Below are 22,945 nucleotides of genomic sequence, written 5' to 3'. Positions count from 1 at the left end.
ACATTAAATCAACTTGTGAAAGTTATATGCTTTATTAGTTTTAGTGGTCAAACGGGTATTTTTTCAACATATCTCTAAAGGTTATGGAAATTGATCGTCACCTTGCCGGGTGCCGCAAAAAATGGCGCAGACAGCAGAGGGTGTTAAATGCAATAATCGTCAACGTTTTCAAATTAACAACTACACCAGTACCTGGTTTGCGTAAGGCGAAGGATTATTTTTATGAAGCTTAAGAACACTCTCCTGGCGTCCGCACTCCTTGCTGCGACCGCTCTGTCTGCCAATGCCGCGACAGAGTTAACGCCGGAGCAAGCGGCTGCAACGAAACCTTACGATCACGTTACGATCGTAGGTCGTTTTAACGCAATTGGCGATGCAGTTAATGCCGCCTCCAAACGTGCCGATAAAGAGGGCTCCGCCGCATTCTACGTCGTGGATAACTCCGAATACGGCAGCAGCGGCAACCAGCGCGTCACCGTTGCGCTCTATAAAGCCGATGCCCCGAAAGCGGAAGAGGTGAAAAACCGTGTCATTAACGGTGTGATGGAACTGCCTAAAGATCAGGCCGTTCTGCTTGAGCCGTATGATACCGTCACCATTCAGGGCTTCTACCGCAGCCAGCCGGAAGTGAACGACGCCATCACCAAAGCCGCTAAAGCGAAAGGGGCTGACGCCTACTACATCGTTCGCCAGATCGATGCTAACCAGGGCGGTAACCAGCGCATCACTGCTTACATCTATAAAAAAGACGCGAAAAAACGTGTCCTGCAAAGTCCGGATGCCATCCCGGCTGACTCTGATGCCGGTCGCGCAGCCATTGCCAAAGGCGGCGAAGAAGCGAAGAAAGTGGAAATCCCGGGCGTGGCAACCAGCGCTGCACCAGGCGCCAGCGTTGCTGGTGTGGGTCGTTTCTTTGAAACCCAAACCACCAAAGGCGGTCGTTACAGCGTTACGCTCAACGACGGCACCAAAATTGAAGAGCTGAACAACGCCACTGCCGCGCAGATGATTCCGTTCGACAGCATCAAATTCACCGGTAACTACGGCAACATGACCGAAATTTCTTACCAGGTGGCGAAGCGTGCGGCGAAGAAAGGGGCCAAGCATTACCACATCACCCGCCAGTGGCAGGAGCGCGGTAATAACATGACCATCAGCGCTGACCTGTACAAATAAGTAACCTGTTTCACTCAGGCGGCGTTATGCCGCCTTTTTTTTCGCTTTACCGCCACAATTCGGCCCTTCCTCATTGCATGCGTTCGTAACACTCCGTAAAATCCCGCGCCTTAGCGTTATTCACCATTTTTATGCGCTTCGACGAAATAATTATTCTGGAACCGACCCCTTTTTAAACAGGATGCCAATGGAAAAGAAACTTGGCCTGAGCGCTTTGACTGCGCTTGTTTTAAGCTCCATGCTCGGTGCGGGTGTATTCAGTCTGCCGCAGAATATGGCGGCCGTCGCCAGCCCGTCTGCGCTGCTTATCGGCTGGGGGATCACCGGCATCGGGATCCTGCTGCTGGCCTTCGCCATGCTGCTGCTGACGCGCATTCGTCCCGACCTCGACGGCGGTATTTTTACCTACGCCCGTGAAGGCTTTGGTGAGCTGGTGGGTTTCTGTTCCGCCTGGGGCTACTGGCTGTGCGCGGTGATCGCCAACGTCTCTTATCTGGTGATCGTCTTCTCTGCGCTGAGTTTCTTTACCGACTCCCCTGAACTTCGGCTCTTTGGCGATGGCAATACCTGGCAATCCATTGTCGGCTCCTCGGTGCTGCTGTGGATCGTGCATTTTCTGGTACTGCGCGGCGTCCAGACCGCGGCCAGTATCAACCTGGTCGCAACGCTTGCGAAGCTGGTGCCGCTGGGGCTCTTTATCGTGCTGGCGTTTATTGCGTTTCGTCTCGATCTCTTCAGCATGGACTTTTCCGGCGTGGCGCTGGGTGTCCCGGTCTGGGAGCAGGTGAAAAACACCATGCTGATCACCCTGTGGGTCTTTATCGGGGTGGAAGGCGCGGTGGTTGTCTCGGCCAGGGCGCGCAATAAGCACGATGTTGGCCGCGCCACGCTGCTGGCCGTACTGGCCGCATTAGGGGTCTATCTGCTGGTCACCCTGCTCTCGCTGGGCGTGGTGGCGCGTCCGGAGCTGGCGGAGATGCGTAACCCCTCGATGGCGGGCCTGATGGTGAAAATGATGGGTTCCTGGGGCGAGGTAGTGATTGCCGCCGGTCTGATCGTCTCCGTATGCGGCGCCTATCTGAGCTGGACCATTATGGCGGCAGAAGTGCCGTTCCTGGCCGCAACCCATAAAGCCTTCCCGCGTCTGTTTGCGCAGCAGAACAAAAACAATGCGCCGTCCGCGTCGCTATGGTTGACCAACATCAGCGTGCAGATCTGTCTGGTGCTGATCTGGCTCACAGGTTCAGACTATAACACGTTGTTAACCATCGCCTCCGAGATGATTCTGGTACCCTATTTCCTGGTGGGCGCATATTTGTTAAAAATAGCTACCCGACCGATGCATACCGTCGTGGGGATGGGCGCCTGTATTTACGGCTTATGGCTGCTGTATGCCTCCGGACCGATGCATCTGCTGCTCTCCGTCGTGCTCTATGCGCCGGGACTGCTGGTGTTTATTTATGCCCGTCGCACGCATCAGCTCCAGCACGCGCTGAAGCGCCGTGAAATCGTGCTGATTGGCTTATTACTGGTTGCCGCATTACCGGCAACGTGGATGTTGATGGGATAAGCAACCGCGTCCCATCGTCGAACGGATAAGGAGAACACGATGGGACAGGCAAAACCGCTCCCGATCCTGATTACTGGCGGAGGTCGTCGTATCGGCCTCGCGCTTGCCCACCATTTCTTGAATCTTCACCAGCCTGTCATTGTCAGCTATCGCACAAAATACCCGGCGATTGAGACCCTGTGCGAGGCGGGTGCAACCTGTATTCAGGCGGATTTTTCCTCTGACGAGGGCATTCTGGCCTTTGCCGACCAGGTAAAAGCGGAAACCACCGGGTTACGCGCCATTATTCATAATGCCAGCGCATGGATGGCGGAATCCCCGGAGCACCCGCTCAGCGACACGCTCTCCTGCATGTTGCAGATCCACGTCCATGCCCCTTACCTGCTCAACCACGCTCTACAAGGGCTGTTGCGCGGCCACGGCCATGCCGCCAGCGACATCATCCACTTTACCGACTACGTGGTTGAGCGCGGCAGCGATAAACACATTGCTTACGCCGCCAGCAAAGCCGCGCTGGATAACATGACCCGCTCGTTTGCCCGCAAGCTGGCCCCGGAGGTGAAAGTCAACGCCATCGCCCCGTCGCTGATTATGTTTAATGAACATGACGATGCCGACTATCGTCAGAAGGCGCTGAATAAGTCCCTGATGAAAATCGCCCCGGGCGAAAAAGAGGTGATTGATTTAATCGACTATATTCTGACCAGCTGCTACGTCACGGGCCGATCCTTTGGCGTGGATGGCGGGCGTCCTTTACGTTAGTGAAAGCGGCTCCAGCAGAAAATTAACACCCAGGCGCTGAGGCTCCAGCAGAGTACCGCCCCGCCCAGCGCCAGGGGCAAACGCATCATGCCGGTGAAGTACCAGAGCGAAAGCAGATAGAGAAAATAGGGAATAATCGACCACATGCCAAACACGATGGTCGCCCGCAGCGCTTCGATCCCGCGCTCCGAGGCGACGATATAGTGGGCAATGAGGGCAAAGGTGGGAAACAGCGGAATCAACCCGGCAATGTAATAATTTTTGCTTTTCGCCAGTACCCCAATCAGTAACACCACCAGCGCACCCAACGCCGCTTTTATTACCAGCCCCATCCATTTCCCCTTAACAAGACAATAACAATGTCGGGCAGCATAACGGAACGGCAACATTTTGCGAATGATTAATGGAAGGTTAAGGTTGCGCGGTGTATGTTGGCGTTTTCCGCAGACACAGCCTTGCTATGAACAAGATCGTATACGTTGAGGATGAACCCGAAGTCGGTCAGTTGATCGCCGCTTATCTGGGTAAACATGATATTGAGGTCATCGTCGAACCACGCGGCGACCGCGCAGAAGAGGCGGTGGCGCGGGAAAAACCCGATCTGGTGCTGCTGGATATTATGCTACCCGGTAAAGATGGCATGACCCTGTGCCGGGATCTGCGCGCCCGCTGGAACGGGCCGATTGTGCTGCTTACCTCCCTCGACAGCGACATGAACCACATTTTGTCCCTGGAGATGGGGGCAAACGACTATATCCTCAAAACCACCCCTCCGGCTGTACTCCTGGCACGCGTGCGCCTGCATCTGCGCCAGCACGTTGCTGCATCCAGCGACACCCCGGCCCCGCAGCTCACCCCGCACAAGGCGCTGCGTTTTGGCACACTCTCCATCGATCCGGTCAATCGCCAGGTGCTGCTTTCCGGCGAGCAGGTGGCGCTGTCGACGGCCGATTTCGATCTGCTGTGGGAGCTGGCAACCCATGCCGGGCAGATTATGGATCGGGACGCGCTGCTGAAAAACCTGCGCGGCGTCAGCTACGATGGCCTGGACCGCAGCGTGGACGTGGCCATCTCCCGCCTGCGCAAGAAGCTGCTGGATAACGCTACCGAACCGTTCCGCATTAAAACCGTGCGTAACAAAGGCTACCTTTTCGCGCCCCACGCCTGGGACGTATAACAGGGGCGACAGCCGCCCATTTTTACCCCTGATGATTAACCTTTTGCGCCCGCCCGCATAATATGTATTATGTTATAACATAACATTTATGAGGGTGAGAACGTGTTTAATCAAAACAGGGCGCTGGCTTTTGTCCTAACTTTATTCGTGCAGCCGCTATTCGCCGCCACGGTTTATCCGCTGACGGTAGAGAACTGCGGCATTAAGGAGACCTTTAAGCAGGCCCCGCAACGGGTGGTGACGGTGGGGCAACACGAGACGGAATTGCTGATGGCGCTGGGGCTTGAAAAGAAGATCGGCGCGACCTCGGTCTGGTTTGGCCCTCTGCCAGATGCGCTGGCAAAACAGGGTAACGGGCTGAAAAAGCTGGCGGATAACGCCCCCTCCTTTGAAGCGGTCACCGCGGAGCGTCCTGATCTGGTGATGGCCCAGTATCACTGGCATATCGGGCCGCAGGGGGAAACGGGCACCCGGGAACAGTTCGCCACACTGGGGATCCCGACCTGGATCTCCCCTGCCGACTGCATCGGCAAAAGCGTCACCGACAGCTCGAACGGCGACGGGGCGCGGAGCACACCGTTTTCCATCACCGAAATCGAACGCGAAATCGATGAACTGGCGACCATTTTCGACGTCCAGCCGCAGGGTAAAGCGCTTAACGAGGCGCTGAAACAGCGTATTCAGCAGGCGCAGGCCCGTGCTGCCGCGCAGCAGACTCGTCCCCTGAAAGTGGTGTTCTGGTTCTCCAGCAGCCGTCTGAAAGGCGATCCCTGGGTGGCCGGCGATTACGGCGCGCCGGGGTGGATAAGCCACACGCTTGGGCTGAAAAACATCATTGATTCCCATGACGAATGGCCTGCCGTGACCTGGGAGCATATCGCCCAGGCGCAGCCTGACGTGATCGTCATCGCTGAGATGTCCCGCCGTCTCTACCCTGCGGATGATGTGGCGGTGAAAAAGGCCTTTTTAAACGACGATCCGGTGACCCAAAACATCCCCGCCGTGAAAAAGGGGCAGATCGTGGTGGTGCCCGCAATGTCACTTAACCCCTCCCTGCGTAATGTCGATGCCGTTGAGGCGATCGGCGAGAAACTGGCAACGTTCCAGGCTGAACAATGAGTATCATGATTCTCCGCGCCCCCTTTACCCTGCCGCGCTGGCGGCAGCATAGCCTGATGGCCGTCGGGATAGTGACGCTGCCGTTGATGCTGGTTTTCGCTGCCACCGTCGGGGATATGCCGGTGTCGTATGCGAACGCAGGTAAAGCCATTCTCAACGGTCTGGGTCTGGGTAGCTATGTGCTGCCCCAGGTTGAGGAGGGCATTGTCTGGCAGTACCGCATGAGCCGGGCCCTGATGGCCGCCTGCAGCGGAGGGGGTCTGGCGCTTTGCGGCCTGGTAATGCAGGCCATCCTGCGAAACCCGCTGGCGGAGCCCTATCTGCTGGGGATCTCCTCCGGTGCGTCGCTGGGGGCCGTCTGTGTGATGTTGCTGGGTATTGGCGGCAGCTCGCTGGGCATCAGCGGCGGCGCCTTTATCGGCGCCTGCTGCGCGTTCGGGCTTATCATGCTCATCACCCACGGCATGACCGACAGCCCGCCACGGATATTGCTGGCGGGCATCGCCGGGACGCAGCTCTTTAACGCCCTGACCGCCTACATTGTCAGCACCTCCGCCAATGCCGAGCAGTCGCGCAGCGTGATGTTCTGGCTGCTGGGCAGCCTGAGCGGGGTTCGCTGGCCGGATGCTATCCTGGCTCTGGTGGTCGTGCTGGCCGCATTTATGGTGATCTTCGCCTTTTCACGAGCGCTGGATACCTTCACCTTTGGCGATGAAGTCTCCACTACCCTCGGCGTGCCGGTCACCCTGGTGCGCATTATCCTGCTGCTCACCTGCGCGCTGGTGACGGCGGTAATGGTCAGTATCATTGGCGCAGTGGGGTTTGTCGGGCTGGTGATCCCGCACGTTACCCGGATGCTGTGCGGCCCCGGGCATCGCCGCTCAATTCCCCTGACCTTCCTGATCGGGAGTCATTTCATGATCCTCGCCGATGTGGTTTCCCGCACGCTTATCACCCATCAGGTCCTGCCCATTGGCGTGGTCACCGCGTTAGTCGGCGCGCCTGCCTTTGTGGTTCTGCTCTATCGCAGCCGGGAGAAAAACGTATGACCCTTTCATTAAGCGGATTGCAGGTCACCTTCCAGTCCCGCCAGGTGCTGAACAACATCAATCTGCACCTGGAGGTGGGTGAAATTGTCGGTCTGTTAGGCCCGAACGGCTCGGGAAAATCGACGCTGCTGCGCTGTCTGGCCGGGTTACTCCCCCGTCATGCGCACCATATTCAGCTGAACGGCACCCCGCTCAATAAAATCTCCGTCAGAGATCGAGCCAAACAGCTGGCCTTTGTTCCCCAGCATGCCGGAGTGGATGGCGATCTCTGCGTGGAGCAAATTGTCCGGCTGGGGCGCACGCCGCACCGCAGGGGGCTTTTTGGCTGGAGTGAAAAGGACGACCAGGCGGTTGAGCACGCTATCCGCCTGATGAAACTTGCCGGGCTGCGTCACCGGCTGTGGCGGCAGCTTTCCGGCGGAGAGAGACAGCGCTGCCAGATCGCCCGCGCCCTGGCCCAGCAGCCACGGCTGCTGATCCTCGATGAGCCGACCAACCATCTGGATATTGAGTATCAGCTGGAGCTGATGACGCTGATTACGCAGCTACCCATTACGGTGGTGGTGGCCCTTCACGATTTGAATCTCGCCGCCAACTACTGCCATCGGCTGGTACTGCTGAAATCCGGCAGCGTGATAGCCAGCGGGCCGCCTGATGCGGTGCTGACCCCTGCACTGATAGAAGACGCCTGGCATGTGCAAGCGGACGTCATGAAACAAGGCAAAACCTTCAACATTCGCTATGCCATGCGGCAGCCCATTGCGTAAAGTAGGCGATGCCCGCTCTTAGCGAGTCAATCTTACGTTCGGGCAGCTTCTTTAACGCGTTGTAGCTGGGTGATATTTCATGAAAAAACTGTTCGTGCAGTTTTACCTTCTGTTGTTCGTCTGCTTCCTGGTGATGACCATGCTGGTCGGGCTGGTCTATAAGTTCACCGCCGAGCGGGCAGGCAGACAGTCGCTGGATGATTTGATGAAAAGCTCGCTCTACCTGATGCGCAGCGAACTGCGTGAGATCCCCCCTCACGACTGGGCGCGCACCATCAAAGAGCTGGATCTGAACCTGTCATTCAAACTGCGCATCGAGCCACTGAAGAAATACACCCTGGATGCCCCGACCATGCAGCGGCTGCGCGAAGGCGATATCGTGGCGCTGGACGATCAGTACACCTTTATTCAGCGTATTCCACGCAGCCATTACGTCCTGGCGGTCGGCCCGGTGCCGTATCTTTACTTCCTGCATCAGATGCGCCTGCTGGATATCGCCCTGCTGGCTTTTATCGCCATTTCGCTCGCCTTCCCGGTGTTTATCTGGATGCGCCCCCACTGGCAGGACATGCTGCGCCTCGAGGCCGCCGCCCAGCGTTTCGGCGACGGGCATCTGACCGAGCGGATCCACTTCGACAGCGGCTCCAGCTTTGAGCGGCTGGGGGTGGCCTTTAACCAGATGGCTGACAATATCAACGCCCTCATCGCCAGCAAAAAACAGCTGATCGACGGTATCGCCCACGAGCTGCGCACCCCCCTGGTACGGTTGCGCTACCGGCTGGAGATGAGTGAAAACCTGACTGCGTCGGAGTCACAGGCGCTGAATCGCGATATCAGCCAGCTCGAGGCGCTGATTGAGGAGCTGCTGACCTATGCCCGCCTCGACCGACCGCAGAACGAACTTAAGCTCACCACCCCGGACCTGCCTGCATGGCTGCGCAGCTACGTGGAGGATGTGCAGAGCGTTAACCCGCAGCGCACGTTGCTGATCAGCAGCGTGGACGGCGATTACGGCGCGCTGGATATGCGTTTGATGGAGCGGGTGCTGGATAACCTGGTCAACAACGCCCTGCGCTACAGCGATAACCAGCTGCGGATCGCATTGACCCTAAACGGCAGCCGCGCCAGTTTGTCGGTGGAAGATGATGGTCCGGGCATTGCGCCAGAGGCCCGCCAGCGTGTATTTGAGCCTTTTGTCCGACTCGACCCGAGCCGGGACCGCGCCACCGGCGGCTGCGGCCTGGGGCTGGCGATCGTCCACTCTATAGCCCAGGCGCTGGGGGGGGACGTCAGCTGCGAAGCCAGCGACCTCGGCGGCGCCCGTTTCTGCTTCAACTGGCCCGTCTGGCACCCTATCGCCCTGCCCATCCCTGACTGACCTAAACCGCACGCTGGCCTGACCCGGCGTGCTGTGCTATAAATTAAGTATGTTGTAACTAATGCGGTGTGCTATGGCAACTTACGATCTTATCGAACGCTTAAACTCAACCTTTCGCCAGATGGAGCACGAGCTGGCGCAGTTAACCCCCGAACTCCAGGCCTGTCGCCTGCTGGCCGGGCGCGTCTTCTCCCTGCCGGACGTCGCCAAAGGCGCCGAACACGATCCGCTCAACGCTATTATGGTTAAGCAGCACCTCGGCCAGGAGGCGCTGACGATGGCGCTGCAACACTATCGTCACCTCTTTATCCAGCAGCAATCCGAGAATCGCAGCAGCAAGGCCGCCGTGCGCCTGCCGGGGGTGATCTGCCTGCAGAGCGACGCCGCGCACCGGGAACAAATCACCGCCCGCATTGCGACTATTAATGCCTTAAAGGCGGAATTTGAAAAAATCGTCACCGAGGAGTCAGGTCTGGCCCCCGCCGCCCGTTTTGAGTGGGTGCATCACCAACTGCCGGGTTTGATCACCCTCAACGCCTATCGCACGTTAACGGTGATTAACCATCCCGCCACCCTGCGCTTCGGCTGGGCCAATAAGCACATCATCAAAAATTTCACCCGCGATGAGGTGCTGGCGATGCTGGAGAAAAGCCTCAAGTCGCCGCGCGCCGTAGCGCCCTGGTCACGGGATCAGTGGGTGGAGCGGCTGGAGGCAGAATATACGGCCATTCACTCTCTGCCTGCAGAGGCGCGGCTGAAGATCAAGCGGCCAGTAAAAGTGCAGCCAATCGCCCGCGTCTGGTATGCCGGGCAGCAAAAGCAGGTGCAATATGCCTGCCCGACGCCGCTGATCGCCCTTTACGATGCCGATCAAGGGGCGGTGATACCCGATATTGGTGAGCTGCTCAATTACGATGCGGATAACGTTCAGCACCGTTATAAGCCGCAGGCACAGCCGCTGCGCTTGATTATCCCGCGGCTGCACCTGTACGTGGCGGAGTAACTATTTCAGGCTGCCGACCATCTCTTCCGGGCGGACCCAGCTGTCGAACTCGGCCTCGGTGAGATACCCCAGCGCCAGGGCGGAGGCTTTCAGGGTCAGCCCCTCCTTGTGCGCTTTTTTGGCGATTTCCGCCGCCTTGTCATAGCCGATATGGGTATTGAGCGCCGTCACCAGCATTAACGACTCGTTGAGCAGCTGGCTGATGCGCTCGCGATTCGGCTCAATGCCTACCGCGCAGTGCTCGTTAAAGCTCTCCATCCCGTCCGCCAGCAGACGCACCGACTGGAGGAAGTTATGGATCACCATCGGACGGTAGACGTTCAGCTCAAAGTTGCCCGAGGCCCCGCCCATGTTCACCGCCACGTCATTGCCCATCACCTGACAGCAGAGCATGGTCATGGCTTCGCACTGGGTCGGGTTGACTTTACCCGGCATGATGGAGCTGCCCGGCTCGTTCTCCGGGATGCTGATTTCGCCGATGCCGCAGCGCGGCCCGGAAGCCAGCCAGCGCACGTCGTTGGCGATTTTCATCAGCGAGGCCGCCAGCCCTTTCAGCGCCCCGTGGGCATGCACCAGCGCATCACAGGTCGCCAGCGCCTCGAACTTGTTCGGCGCGGTGACAAACGGCTGTCCGGTGATGTTTGCCAGCTCTTCCGCCACCCGCACCGCATATTCCGGATGGGTATTGAGGCCGGTACCCACTGCGGTGCCACCCAGCGCCAGCTCCGCCAGGTGCGGCAGGCTGTGGTCGATATGGCGCAGGTTGTGGTCAAGCATCGCCACCCAGCCGGAGATCTCCTGGCCCAGAGTCAGCGGCGTGGCGTCCTGCAGATGCGTGCGGCCAATTTTGACGATATCGGCAAAGGCCAGGGCTTTGTCATTGAGGGTCTGCTTCAGCACGTTCAGCTGCGGGATGAGCTGTTCGCGCAGGGCGATAAGCGCCGCCACATGCATCGCTGTCGGGAAGACATCGTTGGAGCTCTGGCTTTTGTTGACGTCGTCATTGGGGTGGATCTTGCGCTCCATGCCACGCACCCCGCCGAGCAGTTCGCTGCCGCGGTTCGCCAGCACCTCGTTCATGTTCATGTTGCTCTGGGTACCGGAGCCGGTCTGCCAGATGGCGAGCGGGAATTCATCGGGATGTTTCCCCGCCAGCACTTCATCGGCGGCGGCGATAATGGCGTTAGCTTTCTCCCCGGAGAGCAGGCCTAAATCCTGGTTGACCTTCGCCGCGGCGCGTTTGGTCAGCGCCAGGGCCTGGATCAACGAGACCGGCATCTTTTCAGTGGAGATACGGAAATGTTCCAGTGAACGCTGGGTTTGTGCGCCCCAGAGTTTGTCCTCAGGAACGTCGATGGCACCCATCGAATCTTTCTCACTGCGTGAGGTGGTCATACTTTCTCCTTGATAACACTGAAGTGGATTGCTCACAGCTCAAAGAAACAAGTATTGATGAGATAAGAAAAAGGGTATGGCGCTTTGTGCGCTCTTTTTGCCGGGCTTTGCCGGGTGGCGCTGCGCCACCCGGCAGGGTTTTCAAACTACTTCACACAGGCCGAACACTGGGAGGACTGGATCTGTTTGAAGAAGTCATTGCCTTTGTCATCCACGAGGATAAACGCCGGGAAGTCTTCCACTTCGATTTTCCAGATCGCTTCCATACCCAGCTCCGGGTACTCCACGCACTCGAGGCTCTTGATGCTGCCCTGCGCCAGTACCGCGGCCGGGCCGCCGATGCTGCCAAGGTAGAAGCCGCCGTGCTTGTGGCAGGCGTCCGTCACCTGCTGGCTGCGGTTGCCCTTCGCCAGCATGATCATGCTGCCGCCGTTGGCCTGGAGCTGATCCACGTAAGAGTCCATACGCCCGGCAGTGGTTGGCCCTAAGGAGCCGGAGGCATAGCCGGTCGGGGTTTTTGCCGGGCCCGCATAGTAGATCGGGTGATCTTTAATGTACTGCGGCAGCCCTTCGCCATTATCCAGACGCTCTTTCAGCTTCGCGTGGGCGATATCGCGGCCCACGATAATGGTGCCGTTCAGGGACAGACGGGTAGAGACCGGGTACTGAGAGAGCTGGGCCAGGATCTCACTCATCGGACGGTTCAGGTCAACGCGTACCGCCTCGCCCTCGCCCGCTTTGCGCAGCGCTTCCGGAATGTACTTACCTGGGTTGTTCTCCAGTTTCTCGATCCAGATCCCGTCGCGGTTGATCTTCGCTTTAATGTTGCGGTCTGCCGAGCAGGAGACGCCCATCCCCACCGGGCAGGATGCGCCGTGGCGCGGCAGACGGATCACGCGGATATCGTGGGCGAAATATTTGCCGCCAAACTGGGCGCCGAGGCCGAGGTTCTGGGCTTCCACCAGCAGTTCCTGCTCAAGCTGAACGTCGCGGAATGCCTGGCCGTGCTCGTTACCTTCGGTCGGCAGATTGTCGTAGTATTTGGTCGAGGCCAGCTTGACGGTTTTCAGGGTGCTTTCCGCCGAAGTGCCACCGATCACAAAGGCAATGTGGTACGGCGGACAGGCCGCGGTGCCGAGAGTACGCATCTTCTCCACCAGGTAGTTTTTCAGCTTGCCCGGCGTGAGCAGCGCTTTGGTCTCCTGATAGAGATACGTTTTGTTCGCTGAACCGCCGCCTTTGGCGATGCAGAGGAATTTGTATTCGTCGCCATCCACGCTGTAGAGGTCGATTTGCGCTGGCAGGTTGGTGCCGGTATTCACCTCTTTATACATATCCAGCGGGGCGTTTTGTGAATAGCGCAGGTTGTCTTCGATATAGGTGTTATACACGCCGTGCGCCAGGGCCGCTTCGTCGCCGCCACCGGTCCAGACGCGCTGGCCTTTTTTACCCATGATGATGGCGGTGCCGGTGTCCTGACAGGTTGGCAGAATGCCTTTTGCCGCGATATCGGAGTTACGCAGGAACTGCAGGGCGACGTACTTGTCGTTTTCGCTGGCCTGCGGGTCGCTGAGGATATCGGCAACCTGCTGCTGATGCGCCGGGCGAAGCATGAACGAGGCATCGTGGAACGCCTGTTGCGCCAGTAAGGTCAGGGCCTGCGGGTCAACTTTCAGGATCTCCTGTCCTTCAAATTCAGAGACAGAAACGTGGTCGCGGGTTAACAGGTAATATTCGGTCTGATCCTTGGCCAGCGGGAAAGGATCCTGATAATGGAAGGGTTTATTCGACATTGATCTCTCACTTACTGCTTCGGTCTGTTTATTTAGAGCAGATGTTCCGCTGCCCTGCTTAAAAGCGAGTCAGCCTATCCTACACAATTTTTTAACAAAAACTGAGACTAGTACGACTTTTTCCGCGCGCAGGTTACATCCGCCCGGTTTATTGCTTTAATACGGGCAGATAATTCCACATATGAAACAGGGCTTGATAATGCAAAAACTCATCAACTCAGTGCAGCACTACGCCTGGGGAAGTAAAACTGCGTTAACGGATCTCTACGGTATCGCCAACCCGGATAATCTGCCGATGGCAGAGTTGTGGATGGGGGCACACCCGAAGAGCAGCTCAAAAATTACCGATGCCCAGGGCGAACGTTTCCTGCGTGACGTTATCGAGGGTGATAAAGCCACGCTGTTGGGCAGCGCCGTCGCCGAACGCTTTGGCGAACTGCCTTTCCTCTTCAAGGTACTTTGCGCCGATCAGCCGCTCTCCATTCAGGTTCACCCGAACAAGCAGGCCTCCGAAGCGGGTTTTGCGAAAGAGAACGCAGCAGGCATTCCGCTGGATGCCGCCGAGCGTAACTATAAAGATCCGAACCACAAACCGGAACTGGTCTTCGCCCTGACGCCGTTCCTGGCGATGAACGCCTTCCGCGAGTTCTCCGAGATCGTTTCGCTGCTGCAGCCGGTTGCCGGGGCGCACAGCGCCATTGCCCACTTCCTTGAAAAACCGGATGCCGATCGCCTGAGCCACCTCTTCGCCAGCCTGCTTAATATGCAGGGGGACGAAAAATCCCGTGCGCTGGCGGTACTGAAAGCGGCCCTGAACAGCCAGAAAGGCGAACCCTGGCAGACCATCCGCGTCATTTCAGAATTTTACCCGGACGACAGCGGCCTCTTCTCTCCACTGCTGCTGAACGTGGTGAAACTGGAGCCGGGCGAAGCGATGTTCCTGTTTGCCGAAACGCCGCATGCCTACCTGCAAGGGGTGGCGCTGGAGGTAATGGCTAACTCCGATAACGTACTTCGTGCAGGGCTGACGCCGAAATACATCGACATCCCTGAACTGGTGGCCAACGTCAAATTCGTCGCGAAACCGGCAGCTGAACTGCTCACCCAGCCGGTTAAAAACGGCGCAGAGCTGGACTTCCCCATCCCGGTGGAGGACTTTGCGTTCTCCCTGCACGATCTCAGCAGCGAAGAGACCCGTATTGCCCAGCAGAGCGCGGCTATTCTCTTCTGCGTTGAGGGTGAAGCGGTGCTGAGCAAGGGCGAGGAGCGCCTGGTGCTGAAGCCTGGTGAGTCGGCCTTTATTGCCGCGAATGATTCCCCGGTTAGCGTCAGCGGCGTCGGGCGTCTGGCGCGGGTATTCAACAAGCTCCAGTGACCTGCTGAATTTTTTAACAATTTTTGCTAAGCTATTGCTAACCTTATGACCTCACCGGGCGGTTTTCACCGCTCGGTTTCATTTTATGGATAATCACGATGAAAAAATCGGTTATAGCTGCAGGCGTTATTGTTGCATTAGGACTGGTCTGGACGGGCGCGGCCTGGTACACCGGGAAACAGCTGGAGAGCCGTCTGGGCGAGATGGTGGCCCAGGCGAACAGTGAACTTAAGCGTACCGCGCCGGAAGCCGGGCTGGAACTGAGCTATCAGGATTATCAGCGCGGCGTGTTCAGCAGCCATCTGCAGATGGTCGTTAAGCCGGTAGCAGGAACCACTAATCCGTGGCTGCAACCGGGACAGAGCCTCGTGCTGAACGAAGATGTCGACCACGGTCCGTTCCCGCTGGCCCAGCTGAAATCCTTCAACCTCATCCCCTCTATGGCCTCGGTCAAATCGACACTGGTCAATAACGAAGCCTCTAAGCCGCTGTTCGATCTGGCGAAAAATGAGTCGCCTTTTGAGGTCAATACGCGCATCAGCTATGCCGGTGATACCCGTTCCGATATCGCCCTGAAAGCCCTGAATTACGAGAATGGCGACGAGCAGGTTGCGTTCAGCGGCGGTAACTTCCAGCTTGATGCCGATCGCGACGGCAAAAACGTCTCGCTGAAAGGTGACGCGGCAAGCGGCCGGGTCAACGCAGTGAACGAGTACGATCAGAAAGTCCAGCTGACCTTCAATAACCTGAGCATTGATGGCAACAGCCGTCTGACCAGTTTTGACGAGCGCATCGGCGATCAGAAACTGACCCTCGAAAAAATGGCTATCGCCATTGAAGGCAAAGAGATGGCGGTGCTGGAAGGCACAGATCTGAAAGCCACCGCGGATCTGTCTAAAGATGGCAAGAGCATCAACAGTCAGCTGGATTACAACCTGAAGAGCCTGAAAGTGCAGAATCAGGATCTGGGTACCGGCAAGCTGACCCTGAAGATCGGCAATATTGACGGTCAGGCATGGCACCAGTTCAGCCAGCAATATCGCGCTCAAAGCCAGGCGCTGCTGGCGGATAAAGAGCTAATGACCAACAATCCGGCGCTCTATCAGCAGAAAGCGGCGGAAGCCTTCTTCGGTAATCTGCCGATCCTGCTCAAAGGCGAGCCGGTAGTGACTATCGCGCCGCTGAGCTGGAAAAACAGCAAAGGCGAAACCAACTTCAACCTGTCGTTGTTCATGAAGGATCCCGCCACCGCCACCGGTGAAGCGCAGACGCTGGCGCAGGAAGTGGATCGCAGCGTGAAATCGCTGGAAAGCAAGCTGACCATCCCTATGGACATGGCGACCGAGTTCATGATCCAGATTGCGAAGCTGGAAGGCTATAACGAAGATGACGCCGGCAAGCTGGCCAGCCAGCAGGTGAAAGGCCTGGCGGCGATGGGACAGATGTTCCGCATCACCACCGTGGAAGATAACGTGATCGGCACCAGCCTGCAGTACAGCAATGGTCAGGTGACCCTGAATGGTCAGAAGATGCCGCTGGAGGAGTTCGTCGGCATGTTTGGCGTTCCGGCCCTGAACCTGGCGGTACCGGATGAACCTGCGGCTCCGCCAGCACCGGCTGCTCCGCCAGCGCCTGCGGTTCCTCAGCAGTAAACAGCAAAACCCCTCTGCGGAGGGGTTTTTTATTGCCAGTCATCCTTTCCAGCCGGTCAGGAAATCCATCAGCAGAGCGTTCACTTTCTCCGGTTGCTCTTCCTGCGGCAGATGCCCACACTCTTCAATACCATACGCCCTGAGATCGTCCGCCATTTCCGCCCAGACGCTCTGCATATCAAACAGCTTACCCACGGCGTGAAAATCATTGCCCCACAGCGACATCACCGGGCAGGCAATTTTGATCGCCGCGTCCGCCAGATCCTGCGCCACATCTTCAGCGTTGGCGCGATAATCGGCCATCGCCCCCCGCACGGCACCGGGTGCCTGATAGGCCCGGACGTAGGTATCAAACGCCTCGCCGCTGATGGTGGAAGGATCGTAAGTCCAGTCCGAGAAGAAATGGCGTAGCCAGATATGTTCCCGCCCGGCAATCAGGGCTTCCGGCAGATCGGGCACCAGGTGGAACAGAAAGAACCAGTACGCCCGGGCGATGGAGGCGTTCAAATCCCGCGCCACAATACGCGTGGGCACGTTATCCATCACCACCAGACGATCCACCCGTTCCGGATAATCTTTCGCAAAGCGGGTGGCGACACGCGCGCCGCGGTCGTGCCCCACCAGCACCACTTTCTTCAGGCCCAGGGCGTTCATCAGTTCCAGGATATCCCGCGCCATAGTGCGTTTATCGTAGCCGGAGGCCGGCTTATCCGTTTCTCCATACCCGCGCAAGTCCGGAGCAATGACCCGGTAGTGCTTCGACAGAACCGGGATTTGATAGCGCCAGGCGTAGTTCGTTTCCGGAAAGCCATGGAGCAGGATCACCGGTGCCCCTTCCCCCTCCTCCACCACAAACTGACGGATACCATTCGCTGTTACGGTGTAACTTTTCATTGTGATCGCCTCGTCTTATTTCAGCAGTGGCACGTCGGCCGCACGTTGATACGGGCCGTAAATCGCCGGGTTCCAGTTGTAACCCTGAGCGTTGGCGGTAATGTGCCCGATGCCCGGGAACGCCAGGTGCGCTGCCGCCAGCCATTCGCCCTCTTTTGCCAGGGCATTGAACTCTTGCCCACGCGATGAGGTGGCTTTTTTCGCATCCACGTCAAAGCGGATCGATACTTCCGGGTGCGGGAACTGCACCGCAGGGGCGTGGATCAGGTCGCCGATAAAGTTGATGCCTTTCCCCTCAGAGGCAAAACGATAGACCGTGCTGCCGGGCGTATGGCCGGGAGCGTAGGCCGTCTGGACTTCAGGGATCGGCGAGGCGGGCGGCACGAAGGTTTTCAGGCGTCCCGCCGCTTTATAGGAGGCCAGAGCGTGTTGGGCGATAGCGAAATACTCTTTTGCATTGGCGGGGGCGCTGGCCTCTTTCGCCGGATCCAGCCAGTAGTCAGCTTCCGCCTGCGGCACGTAAACCGTGGCATTAGGGAATAGCGCCTTACCCGCGGCATCGCTCAGGCCGCAGACGTGGTCCAGGTGGAGGTGGGTCAGGAAGAGGGTATCAACCTGCTCAGGGCGATATCCGGAGGCTTGCATGTTGGGAATCAATTGCCCTGCGGTTTGCGGCACGCAGTGGCCCGCCCCGCTGTCGATCATCACCAGATGCTTACCGGTGTTGACTAAAAAGGCGTTAAAGGAGGTGGGCATGCGCTCGGCATCAATCTTATGCTGCGCCAGCAGGTCGCGAATTTTGTCGGCTGAGAGCCCTTTTAACAGCGACGGCGAGAGATCGTTGTAGCCATCGAAAAGCGCCGTCACCTCATATTGCCCCACCGCCAGGCGATAGTAACCCGGCACCTGCTGTTTAATCTGCGCGGGTGCGTCAGCCCAAACGGATCCTGCCAAAAACAGGCCGCTGAGCGCTAAAACCGTTGTCCTCTTTTTCATCTTCACTCCGAATTCACTGTTTATCAGGATGTGGAGTGACTATGGCGCTATAACGCTAATTAGTGTAGATGTGTAATTTGATAGGCCAGCATAACGAGAATCGAGATAATGAGACTGGAAGATGTGGAAGTATTCGTGGAAGCCATCAAAGCGGGAAGCCTCGCGGGTGCCGCGCGTCGGCTCTCTATGAGCGCCATGGCGGCGTCGCGATGCCTGAATAATCTGGAAGCGGAGCTGGGGGTCCGGCTGGTACACCGCACCACGCGCTCCCTTTCACCCACCAGCGACGGCACCATCTTTTTACCCCATGCCCAGGCGCTGCTGGAAGATAAGACCAACGCCCTGGCCGACCTCTTTCCTGATGGTGCCCATCTTTCCGGGCGGCTTCGCATCACCGCCTCGGCGGCGTTTGGCCGTAAAATCATCGCCCCGATGCTGCCCGACTTTATGCGCCAGCATCCCGCCCTGCAGGTCGATTTACTCGCCACCGATGAGCAGGTTGATATTGTCGGCAGAGGAATAGACGTGGCGTTACGTATCGCCCCGCTGCGGGACAACCGTCTGGTGGCGCATCGCCTCTGTGATAACCCCCGAGACCTCTGCGCCAGCGCAGCGTATCTGACGGAGCATGGCTATCCAAAAACGCTCAGCGATCTTGCGGCGCACAGCTGCTTAACCACCTCTGATACCACCCACTGGACGTTCGACCAGGGGGGACAGCGAAGCAAACAGAAAGTATCGGGGCGGTTTTCGGCGAATTCTATCGAGGCGATCTTTGAGGCGTGCCTGGGCGGCATGGGCATTGCCAACCTGTCCCGCTGGTATCTTGAGCCCGCCTTCGCGCAAGGTCTGGTGGAGCGGCTCGCGCTGGAGGATGCCAGGCCGGAATCGCTGGCCGTCTGGGCCGTCTACCCGACGTCGCGGTTGATTCCGGTTAAGGTGCGCAAGTTTGTCGAGGCTCTGGAGGCGCGGCTGGAACGTAACCCGCTCACGCCGCATGGATAATGTTATTTCACCGTCACCAGGCGGGCCGACACAATCTGATGCCCCGCCTGCACGTCGGCTTTATCGATCCGCTGCATAATTCTCTCGGCCAGGGTATAGCCCATTTCCCGCGCCGGGGTGGTGGCCCAGACAATCGGTAGATCGTCCAGCGCGTTCTCTGACACATCCGCAAAGGCGCCCAGCGCCACCTGATGACCAAAGAAGGTTTCAACCCCACCTTCCCCGCTCTGGCGCCCGGCACGGATTAAGCCGAACCAGGCGCCCATGGCGATAACGTCGTTATAGCAAATCACGGCGCTGATGGTGGGGCTGGCGCGTAGCAAGCTACCGATCGCCTCCGCCGCCTGCTTGTGGCGGGATTCACACTCCACCACCCACTCGCTGTGGAACGGCAGGCCATATTTGATCAGCGTCGCGCAGTAGCCACCCACCCGTTCGGCGCGCGTCAGGGAGGAGCTTTTACCGCCCAGCCAGGCAATTCGCTGATGGCCGCGGCGAATAAGATGTTCGGTCAGCATTTGTGCTGCCTGCATGTTGTCCGGGCGCAGGGTATCCGCTTCGTCGAGATAGCTGGCGCGGGAGGCAAACACCAGCGGAACCCCTTTGGCTGCCGCCCGCTCGCACAGCTCATTGCTTACCCCGGAGGCCCCGGCAACGATCACCCCATCCACCCCCTGCGTCAGCAGCATATCAAGGCGCTGGAGCAGCTGATCCGCTTCCCGGCCGCCATGGAGTAAAAATACCATCCTCCCCTGGGCTTCCAGCGCCTCCGTCAGGCCCGCCGTCAGTTCGGCATAGAACGGCGACGTCAGGTCGCGGACGATCAGGCCAATCACCCCGCTTTGCCCACCCCTCAGCGCCGATGCCTGGCGGTTGCGAACGAACCCCAGTTGCTCCACCGCCTCGTTGACGCGCTGGCCCGTCGCAGGGGAGATGCGCCCTTTCCCGCTCAGAACCAGTGAAACCGTGCTCACAGAGACACCCGCCGCCAGCGCAACGTCGTTGATAGTAATTTTTTTCGCTACAGCCATGTGTGGGGTGTCTCCCTGATAATGAGATCGGTAAAACGTTTTATCAATACGTTATCTTTATACCCTCTGCCAAAGCCTGAGAATGTGATTTAGCGCGCACTAAACTTTGATAAAACGTTTTATCTTCTCGCAGCACTGAGGCAGGTAAATCTATTTTAACAATAAAGGAGTCGTTTTATGACGGCGAAAGCAGCACAAAAAATCTCGCTGTGGGAGTTTTTCCAGCAACTGGGTAAAACTTTTATGCTGCCCGTGGCACTGCTCTCCTTCTGTGGGATCATGCTGGGCATCGGCAGCTCGCTCAGCAGTAACGATGTCATTACCCTGATCCCTTTTCTGGGCAACCCGGTCTTGCAGGCAATTTTTATCTGGATGAGTAAGGTCGGCTCCTTCGCCTTTAGCTTCCTGCCAGTGATGTTCTGTATCGCCATTCCGCTGGGCCTGGCCCGCGAAAACAAAGGCGTGGCGGCATTTGCCGGGTTTGTGGGGTACGCGGTAATGAACCTGGCGGTCAACTTCTGGCTGACTGCGAAGGGGATCCTGCCCACTACCGACGCGGCGGTGCTCAAAGCCAATAACATCCAGAGCGTACTGGGGATCCAGTCGATCGACACCGGGATCCTCGGCGCGGTGATCGCAGGGGTGATCATCTGGCTGCTGCATGAGCGTTTTCACAATATCCGCCTGCCGGACGCGCTGGCCTTCTTCGGTGGTACGCGCTTTGTGCCGATTATTACCACCGTCGCCATGGGCCTGTTTGGCCTGGTGATCCCGCTGGTGTGGCCGATTTTCGCCCTGGGTATTACCGGTATCGGGCATATCATCAACAGCGCGGGCGATTTTGGCCCGATGATTTTCGGCACCGGTGAGCGTCTGCTGCTGCCTTTCGGCTTACAACATATCCTGGTGGCGCTGATCCGCTTCACCGAAGCCGGTGGCACCATGGAGGTCTGCGGCCACTCGGTAAGCGGCGCACTGACCATCTTCCAGGCGCAGTTAAGCTGCCCGACCACCCACGGCTTCTCGGAGAGTGCCACCCGCTTCCTCTCCCAGGGGAAAATGCCAGCCTTCCTCGGCGGCCTGCCGGGTGCGGCGCTGGCGATGTACCACTGCGCCCGTCCGGAAAACCGTCATAAGATTAAGGGCCTGTTGATCTCCGGCGTTATCGCCTGCGTGGTCGGCGGTACCACTGAACCGATCGAGTTCCTGTTCCTGTTCGTGGCACCGGTACTGTACCTTATTCACGCCGTGCTGACCGGCCTGGGCTTTACCACCATGGCGGTGCTGGGTGTCACCATCGGTAATACCGACGGCAACGTGATTGACTTTGTGGTGTTCGGCATTCTGCACGGCCTGTCGACCAAGTGGTATCTGGTGCCGGTGGTGGCCGCGATCTGGTTTGCGGTTTACTACGGCATCTTCCGCTTCGCCATCACCCGCTTTAACCTGAAAACGCCGGGTCGCGATATTGAGAGCGCGGCGAGCGTGGAGCAGGCAGTGGCGGGCGTAACTGGCAAATCCGGCTACAATACGCCGGCGATCCTCGCGGCGCTGGGCGGTGCGGATAACATCACCTCTCTGGACAACTGCATTACCCGTCTGCGCCTGTCGGTGGCAGATATGTCCAAAGTGGACACCAACGCCCTGAAGGCCAATCGCGCCATCGGCGTGGTTCAGCTCAACCAGCACAATTTGCAGGTGGTCATCGGCCCGCAGGTGCAGTCGGTGAAAGATGAACTGGCGACCCTGATGCGAACAGTAGAAGCCTGATGCCCCAGCCCCCTCCCCAGGAGGGGGTTCTCTTTTAAGGAGACGTTATGTTTGATTTTTCTGCCGTCGTGGATCGTCACGGCACCTGGTGTACCCAATGGGACTATGTTGCTGACCGCTTCGGCGCCGCAGATCTGCTGCCGTTTACCATCTCGGACATGGATTTTGCCACTGCCCCCTGCATCATCGAGGCTCTGCAAGCTCGCATCAGCCACGGAGTGTTTGGCTACAGCCGCTGGAAAAACGACGAGTTCCTTGGGGCGGTAGCGCACTGGTTCCGGCAGCGCTTCAACAGCTCCATCGATACCAGCGCCATCGTCTATGGCCCCTCGGTGATCTATATGGTGTCGGAGCTGATTCGCCAGTGGTCCAACGCAGGCGACGGGGTGGTGATCCACACCCCGGCCTACGACGCGTTTTACCATGCCATTGCGGGCAATAACCGTCAGGTGGTGCCTGTTGGCCTGCATAAGACGGCGGCGGGCTGGCAGTGCGATATGGCCGAACTGGAAGCGGTATTGGCACAGCCGCAGAACAAGATCCTGCTGCTCTGTAGCCCGCACAACCCGACGGGCAAGGTCTGGACCCGGGACGAGTTAGCGACCATGGCTGAACTTTCTGCGCGTCACGGCGTGGCGGTGGTAAGCGATGAAATTCATATGGATATGGTCTGGGGCAACCATCAGCACACCCCCTGGTGCGAAGTGGCGCAGGGAAAATGGGCGCTTCTGACTTCCGGCTCCAAGAGCTTTAATATTCCTGCTCTTACCGGCGCATACGGTTTGATCGGTGATGAAGCCAGCCGCATGGACTATTTGCCGGCGCTAAAGGGGCGCGACGGCCTCTCTTCGCCCTCGGTGCTGGCGCTGGTGGCGCATATTGCCGCCTACCAACAGGGTGAAGCCTGGCTGGATGCGCTGCGCAGTTATCTGGAGGCCAACCTGCACTATGTAGCCGACAGGCTCAATGGTGCCTTTCCGGCGTTGAACTGGCAACCGCCAGAGGCGACCTATCTGGCGTGGATCGATCTACG

The 22,945-nt window shown here is 58.2% G+C and carries 20 protein-coding genes; 14 read left to right on the top strand and 6 right to left on the bottom strand.

The features are described 5' to 3' along the window. The first annotated feature begins 222 nt into the window (after positions 1-222). The 3 genes from ydgH to folM all read left to right on the top strand — a co-directional run bounded on the left by ydgH (position 223) and on the right by folM (position 3,508). Positions 223-1,176, top strand: coding sequence for a DUF1471 family protein YdgH (gene ydgH, locus WFM46_RS13030; protein ID WP_336997775.1), 954 nt, complete (start codon positions 223-225; stop codon positions 1,174-1,176). A 187-nt stretch (positions 1,177-1,363) separates the two neighbouring features. Further along, complete coding sequence (locus WFM46_RS13025) at positions 1,364-2,746, top strand: amino acid permease (RefSeq protein WP_103179410.1); 1,383 nt, start codon at positions 1,364-1,366, stop codon at positions 2,744-2,746. 39 nt (positions 2,747-2,785) lie between these two features. Continuing rightward, complete coding sequence (folM, locus tag WFM46_RS13020) at positions 2,786-3,508, top strand: dihydromonapterin reductase (protein WP_336997774.1); 723 nt, start codon at positions 2,786-2,788, stop codon at positions 3,506-3,508. Here the strand turns inward: folM and WFM46_RS13015 are convergent. Next, positions 3,505-3,840: a GlpM family protein gene (locus WFM46_RS13015; RefSeq protein ID WP_103179408.1), complete on the bottom strand. Its 336-nt coding sequence runs from the start codon at positions 3,838-3,840 to the stop codon at positions 3,505-3,507. The two genes, folM and WFM46_RS13015, sit on opposite strands and share 4 nt — an antisense overlap. Before the next feature lie 128 nt (positions 3,841-3,968). Here WFM46_RS13015 and rstA point away from each other — a divergent pair, with 128 nt between their 5' ends. The 6 genes from rstA to tus all read left to right on the top strand — a co-directional run bounded on the left by rstA (position 3,969) and on the right by tus (position 10,001). Beyond that, positions 3,969-4,685: a two-component system response regulator RstA gene (rstA, locus tag WFM46_RS13010; protein WP_336997773.1), complete on the top strand. Its 717-nt coding sequence runs from the start codon at positions 3,969-3,971 to the stop codon at positions 4,683-4,685. A gap of 102 nt (positions 4,686-4,787) precedes the next feature. Beyond that, entirely contained in the window at positions 4,788-5,804 is a 1,017-nt protein-coding gene (locus WFM46_RS13005; RefSeq protein ID WP_336997772.1) for an ABC transporter substrate-binding protein, read from the top strand. A 5-nt stretch (positions 5,805-5,809) separates the two neighbouring features. Next, positions 5,810-6,853 (top strand): FecCD family ABC transporter permease, encoded by a 1,044-nt coding sequence (locus tag WFM46_RS13000; RefSeq protein WP_336997779.1) that lies wholly within the window; start codon positions 5,810-5,812, stop codon positions 6,851-6,853. Beyond that, positions 6,850-7,620, top strand: coding sequence for an ABC transporter ATP-binding protein (locus WFM46_RS12995; RefSeq protein ID WP_336997771.1), 771 nt, complete (start codon positions 6,850-6,852; stop codon positions 7,618-7,620). Before WFM46_RS13000 ends, WFM46_RS12995 begins: the two co-directional genes overlap by 4 nt. A gap of 79 nt (positions 7,621-7,699) precedes the next feature. After that, the gene (gene rstB, locus WFM46_RS12990; RefSeq protein ID WP_336997770.1) at positions 7,700-8,998 is read left to right on the top strand and encodes a two-component system sensor histidine kinase RstB; all 1,299 of its coding nucleotides are present in this window, start codon (positions 7,700-7,702) and stop codon (positions 8,996-8,998) included. Positions 8,999-9,071: 73 nt separating this feature from the next. Continuing rightward, positions 9,072-10,001, top strand: coding sequence for a DNA replication terminus site-binding protein (gene tus, locus WFM46_RS12985; RefSeq protein ID WP_336997769.1), 930 nt, complete (start codon positions 9,072-9,074; stop codon positions 9,999-10,001). Here tus and fumC read toward each other — a convergent pair whose 3' ends face one another. Continuing rightward, a complete protein-coding gene (gene fumC, locus WFM46_RS12980) occupies positions 10,002-11,396 on the bottom strand; it encodes a class II fumarate hydratase (protein ID WP_336997768.1) in 1,395 nt (464 codons plus the stop codon). A gap of 146 nt (positions 11,397-11,542) precedes the next feature. Continuing rightward, positions 11,543-13,189 carry a class I fumarate hydratase FumA gene (gene fumA / locus WFM46_RS12975; protein ID WP_103179401.1) on the bottom strand — a complete coding sequence of 549 codons (1,647 nt, stop codon included), beginning with the start codon at positions 13,187-13,189 and terminating at the stop codon, positions 11,543-11,545. A gap of 199 nt (positions 13,190-13,388) precedes the next feature. On the opposite strand from fumA, the gene manA reads away from it, so the two are divergent. Continuing rightward, positions 13,389-14,564 (top strand): mannose-6-phosphate isomerase, encoded by a 1,176-nt coding sequence (gene manA / locus WFM46_RS12970; protein WP_336997767.1) that lies wholly within the window; start codon positions 13,389-13,391, stop codon positions 14,562-14,564. 98 nt (positions 14,565-14,662) lie between these two features. Further along, positions 14,663-16,216, top strand: a complete 1,554-nt coding sequence (locus tag WFM46_RS12965; protein WP_336997766.1) for a YdgA family protein — start codon at positions 14,663-14,665, stop codon at positions 16,214-16,216. A 39-nt stretch (positions 16,217-16,255) separates the two neighbouring features. Here the strand turns inward: WFM46_RS12965 and WFM46_RS12960 are convergent, their stop codons facing one another. Together WFM46_RS12960 and WFM46_RS12955 are read right to left on the bottom strand one after the other, a co-directional pair. Beyond that, on the bottom strand, positions 16,256-17,110 hold the full coding sequence (locus WFM46_RS12960; RefSeq protein WP_336997765.1) for an alpha/beta fold hydrolase: 855 nt from the start codon (positions 17,108-17,110) through the stop codon (positions 16,256-16,258). Positions 17,111-17,125: 15 nt separating this feature from the next. Beyond that, on the bottom strand, positions 17,126-18,064 hold the full coding sequence (locus WFM46_RS12955; protein WP_231736615.1) for an MBL fold metallo-hydrolase: 939 nt from the start codon (positions 18,062-18,064) through the stop codon (positions 17,126-17,128). 150 nt (positions 18,065-18,214) lie between these two features. On the opposite strand from WFM46_RS12955, the gene WFM46_RS12950 reads away from it, so the two are divergent. Next, positions 18,215-19,111: a LysR family transcriptional regulator gene (locus WFM46_RS12950; RefSeq protein ID WP_336997764.1), complete on the top strand. Its 897-nt coding sequence runs from the start codon at positions 18,215-18,217 to the stop codon at positions 19,109-19,111. Positions 19,112-19,113: 2 nt separating this feature from the next. Here WFM46_RS12950 and WFM46_RS12945 read toward each other — a convergent pair whose 3' ends face one another. Then, a complete protein-coding gene (locus WFM46_RS12945; RefSeq protein ID WP_103179395.1) occupies positions 19,114-20,142 on the bottom strand; it encodes a Mal regulon transcriptional regulator MalI in 1,029 nt (342 codons plus the stop codon). A gap of 177 nt (positions 20,143-20,319) precedes the next feature. On the opposite strand from WFM46_RS12945, the gene malX reads away from it, so the two are divergent. Both malX and WFM46_RS12935 read left to right on the top strand, forming a co-directional pair. Beyond that, positions 20,320-21,912, top strand: a complete 1,593-nt coding sequence (malX, locus tag WFM46_RS12940; protein WP_103179394.1) for a maltose/glucose-specific PTS transporter subunit IIBC — start codon at positions 20,320-20,322, stop codon at positions 21,910-21,912. 47 nt (positions 21,913-21,959) lie between these two features. Beyond that, positions 21,960-22,945 (top strand): MalY/PatB family protein (locus WFM46_RS12935; protein ID WP_336997763.1); only part of this gene is annotated, 986 nt, incomplete at its 3' end.

This window comes from Leclercia sp. M50 (assembly GCF_037150775.1).
Classification (GTDB): domain Bacteria; phylum Pseudomonadota; class Gammaproteobacteria; order Enterobacterales; family Enterobacteriaceae; genus Enterobacter.
The sequence above is the reverse complement of the archived record's forward strand: the minus strand, read 5'-3'. Positions and strand labels throughout refer to the sequence as shown.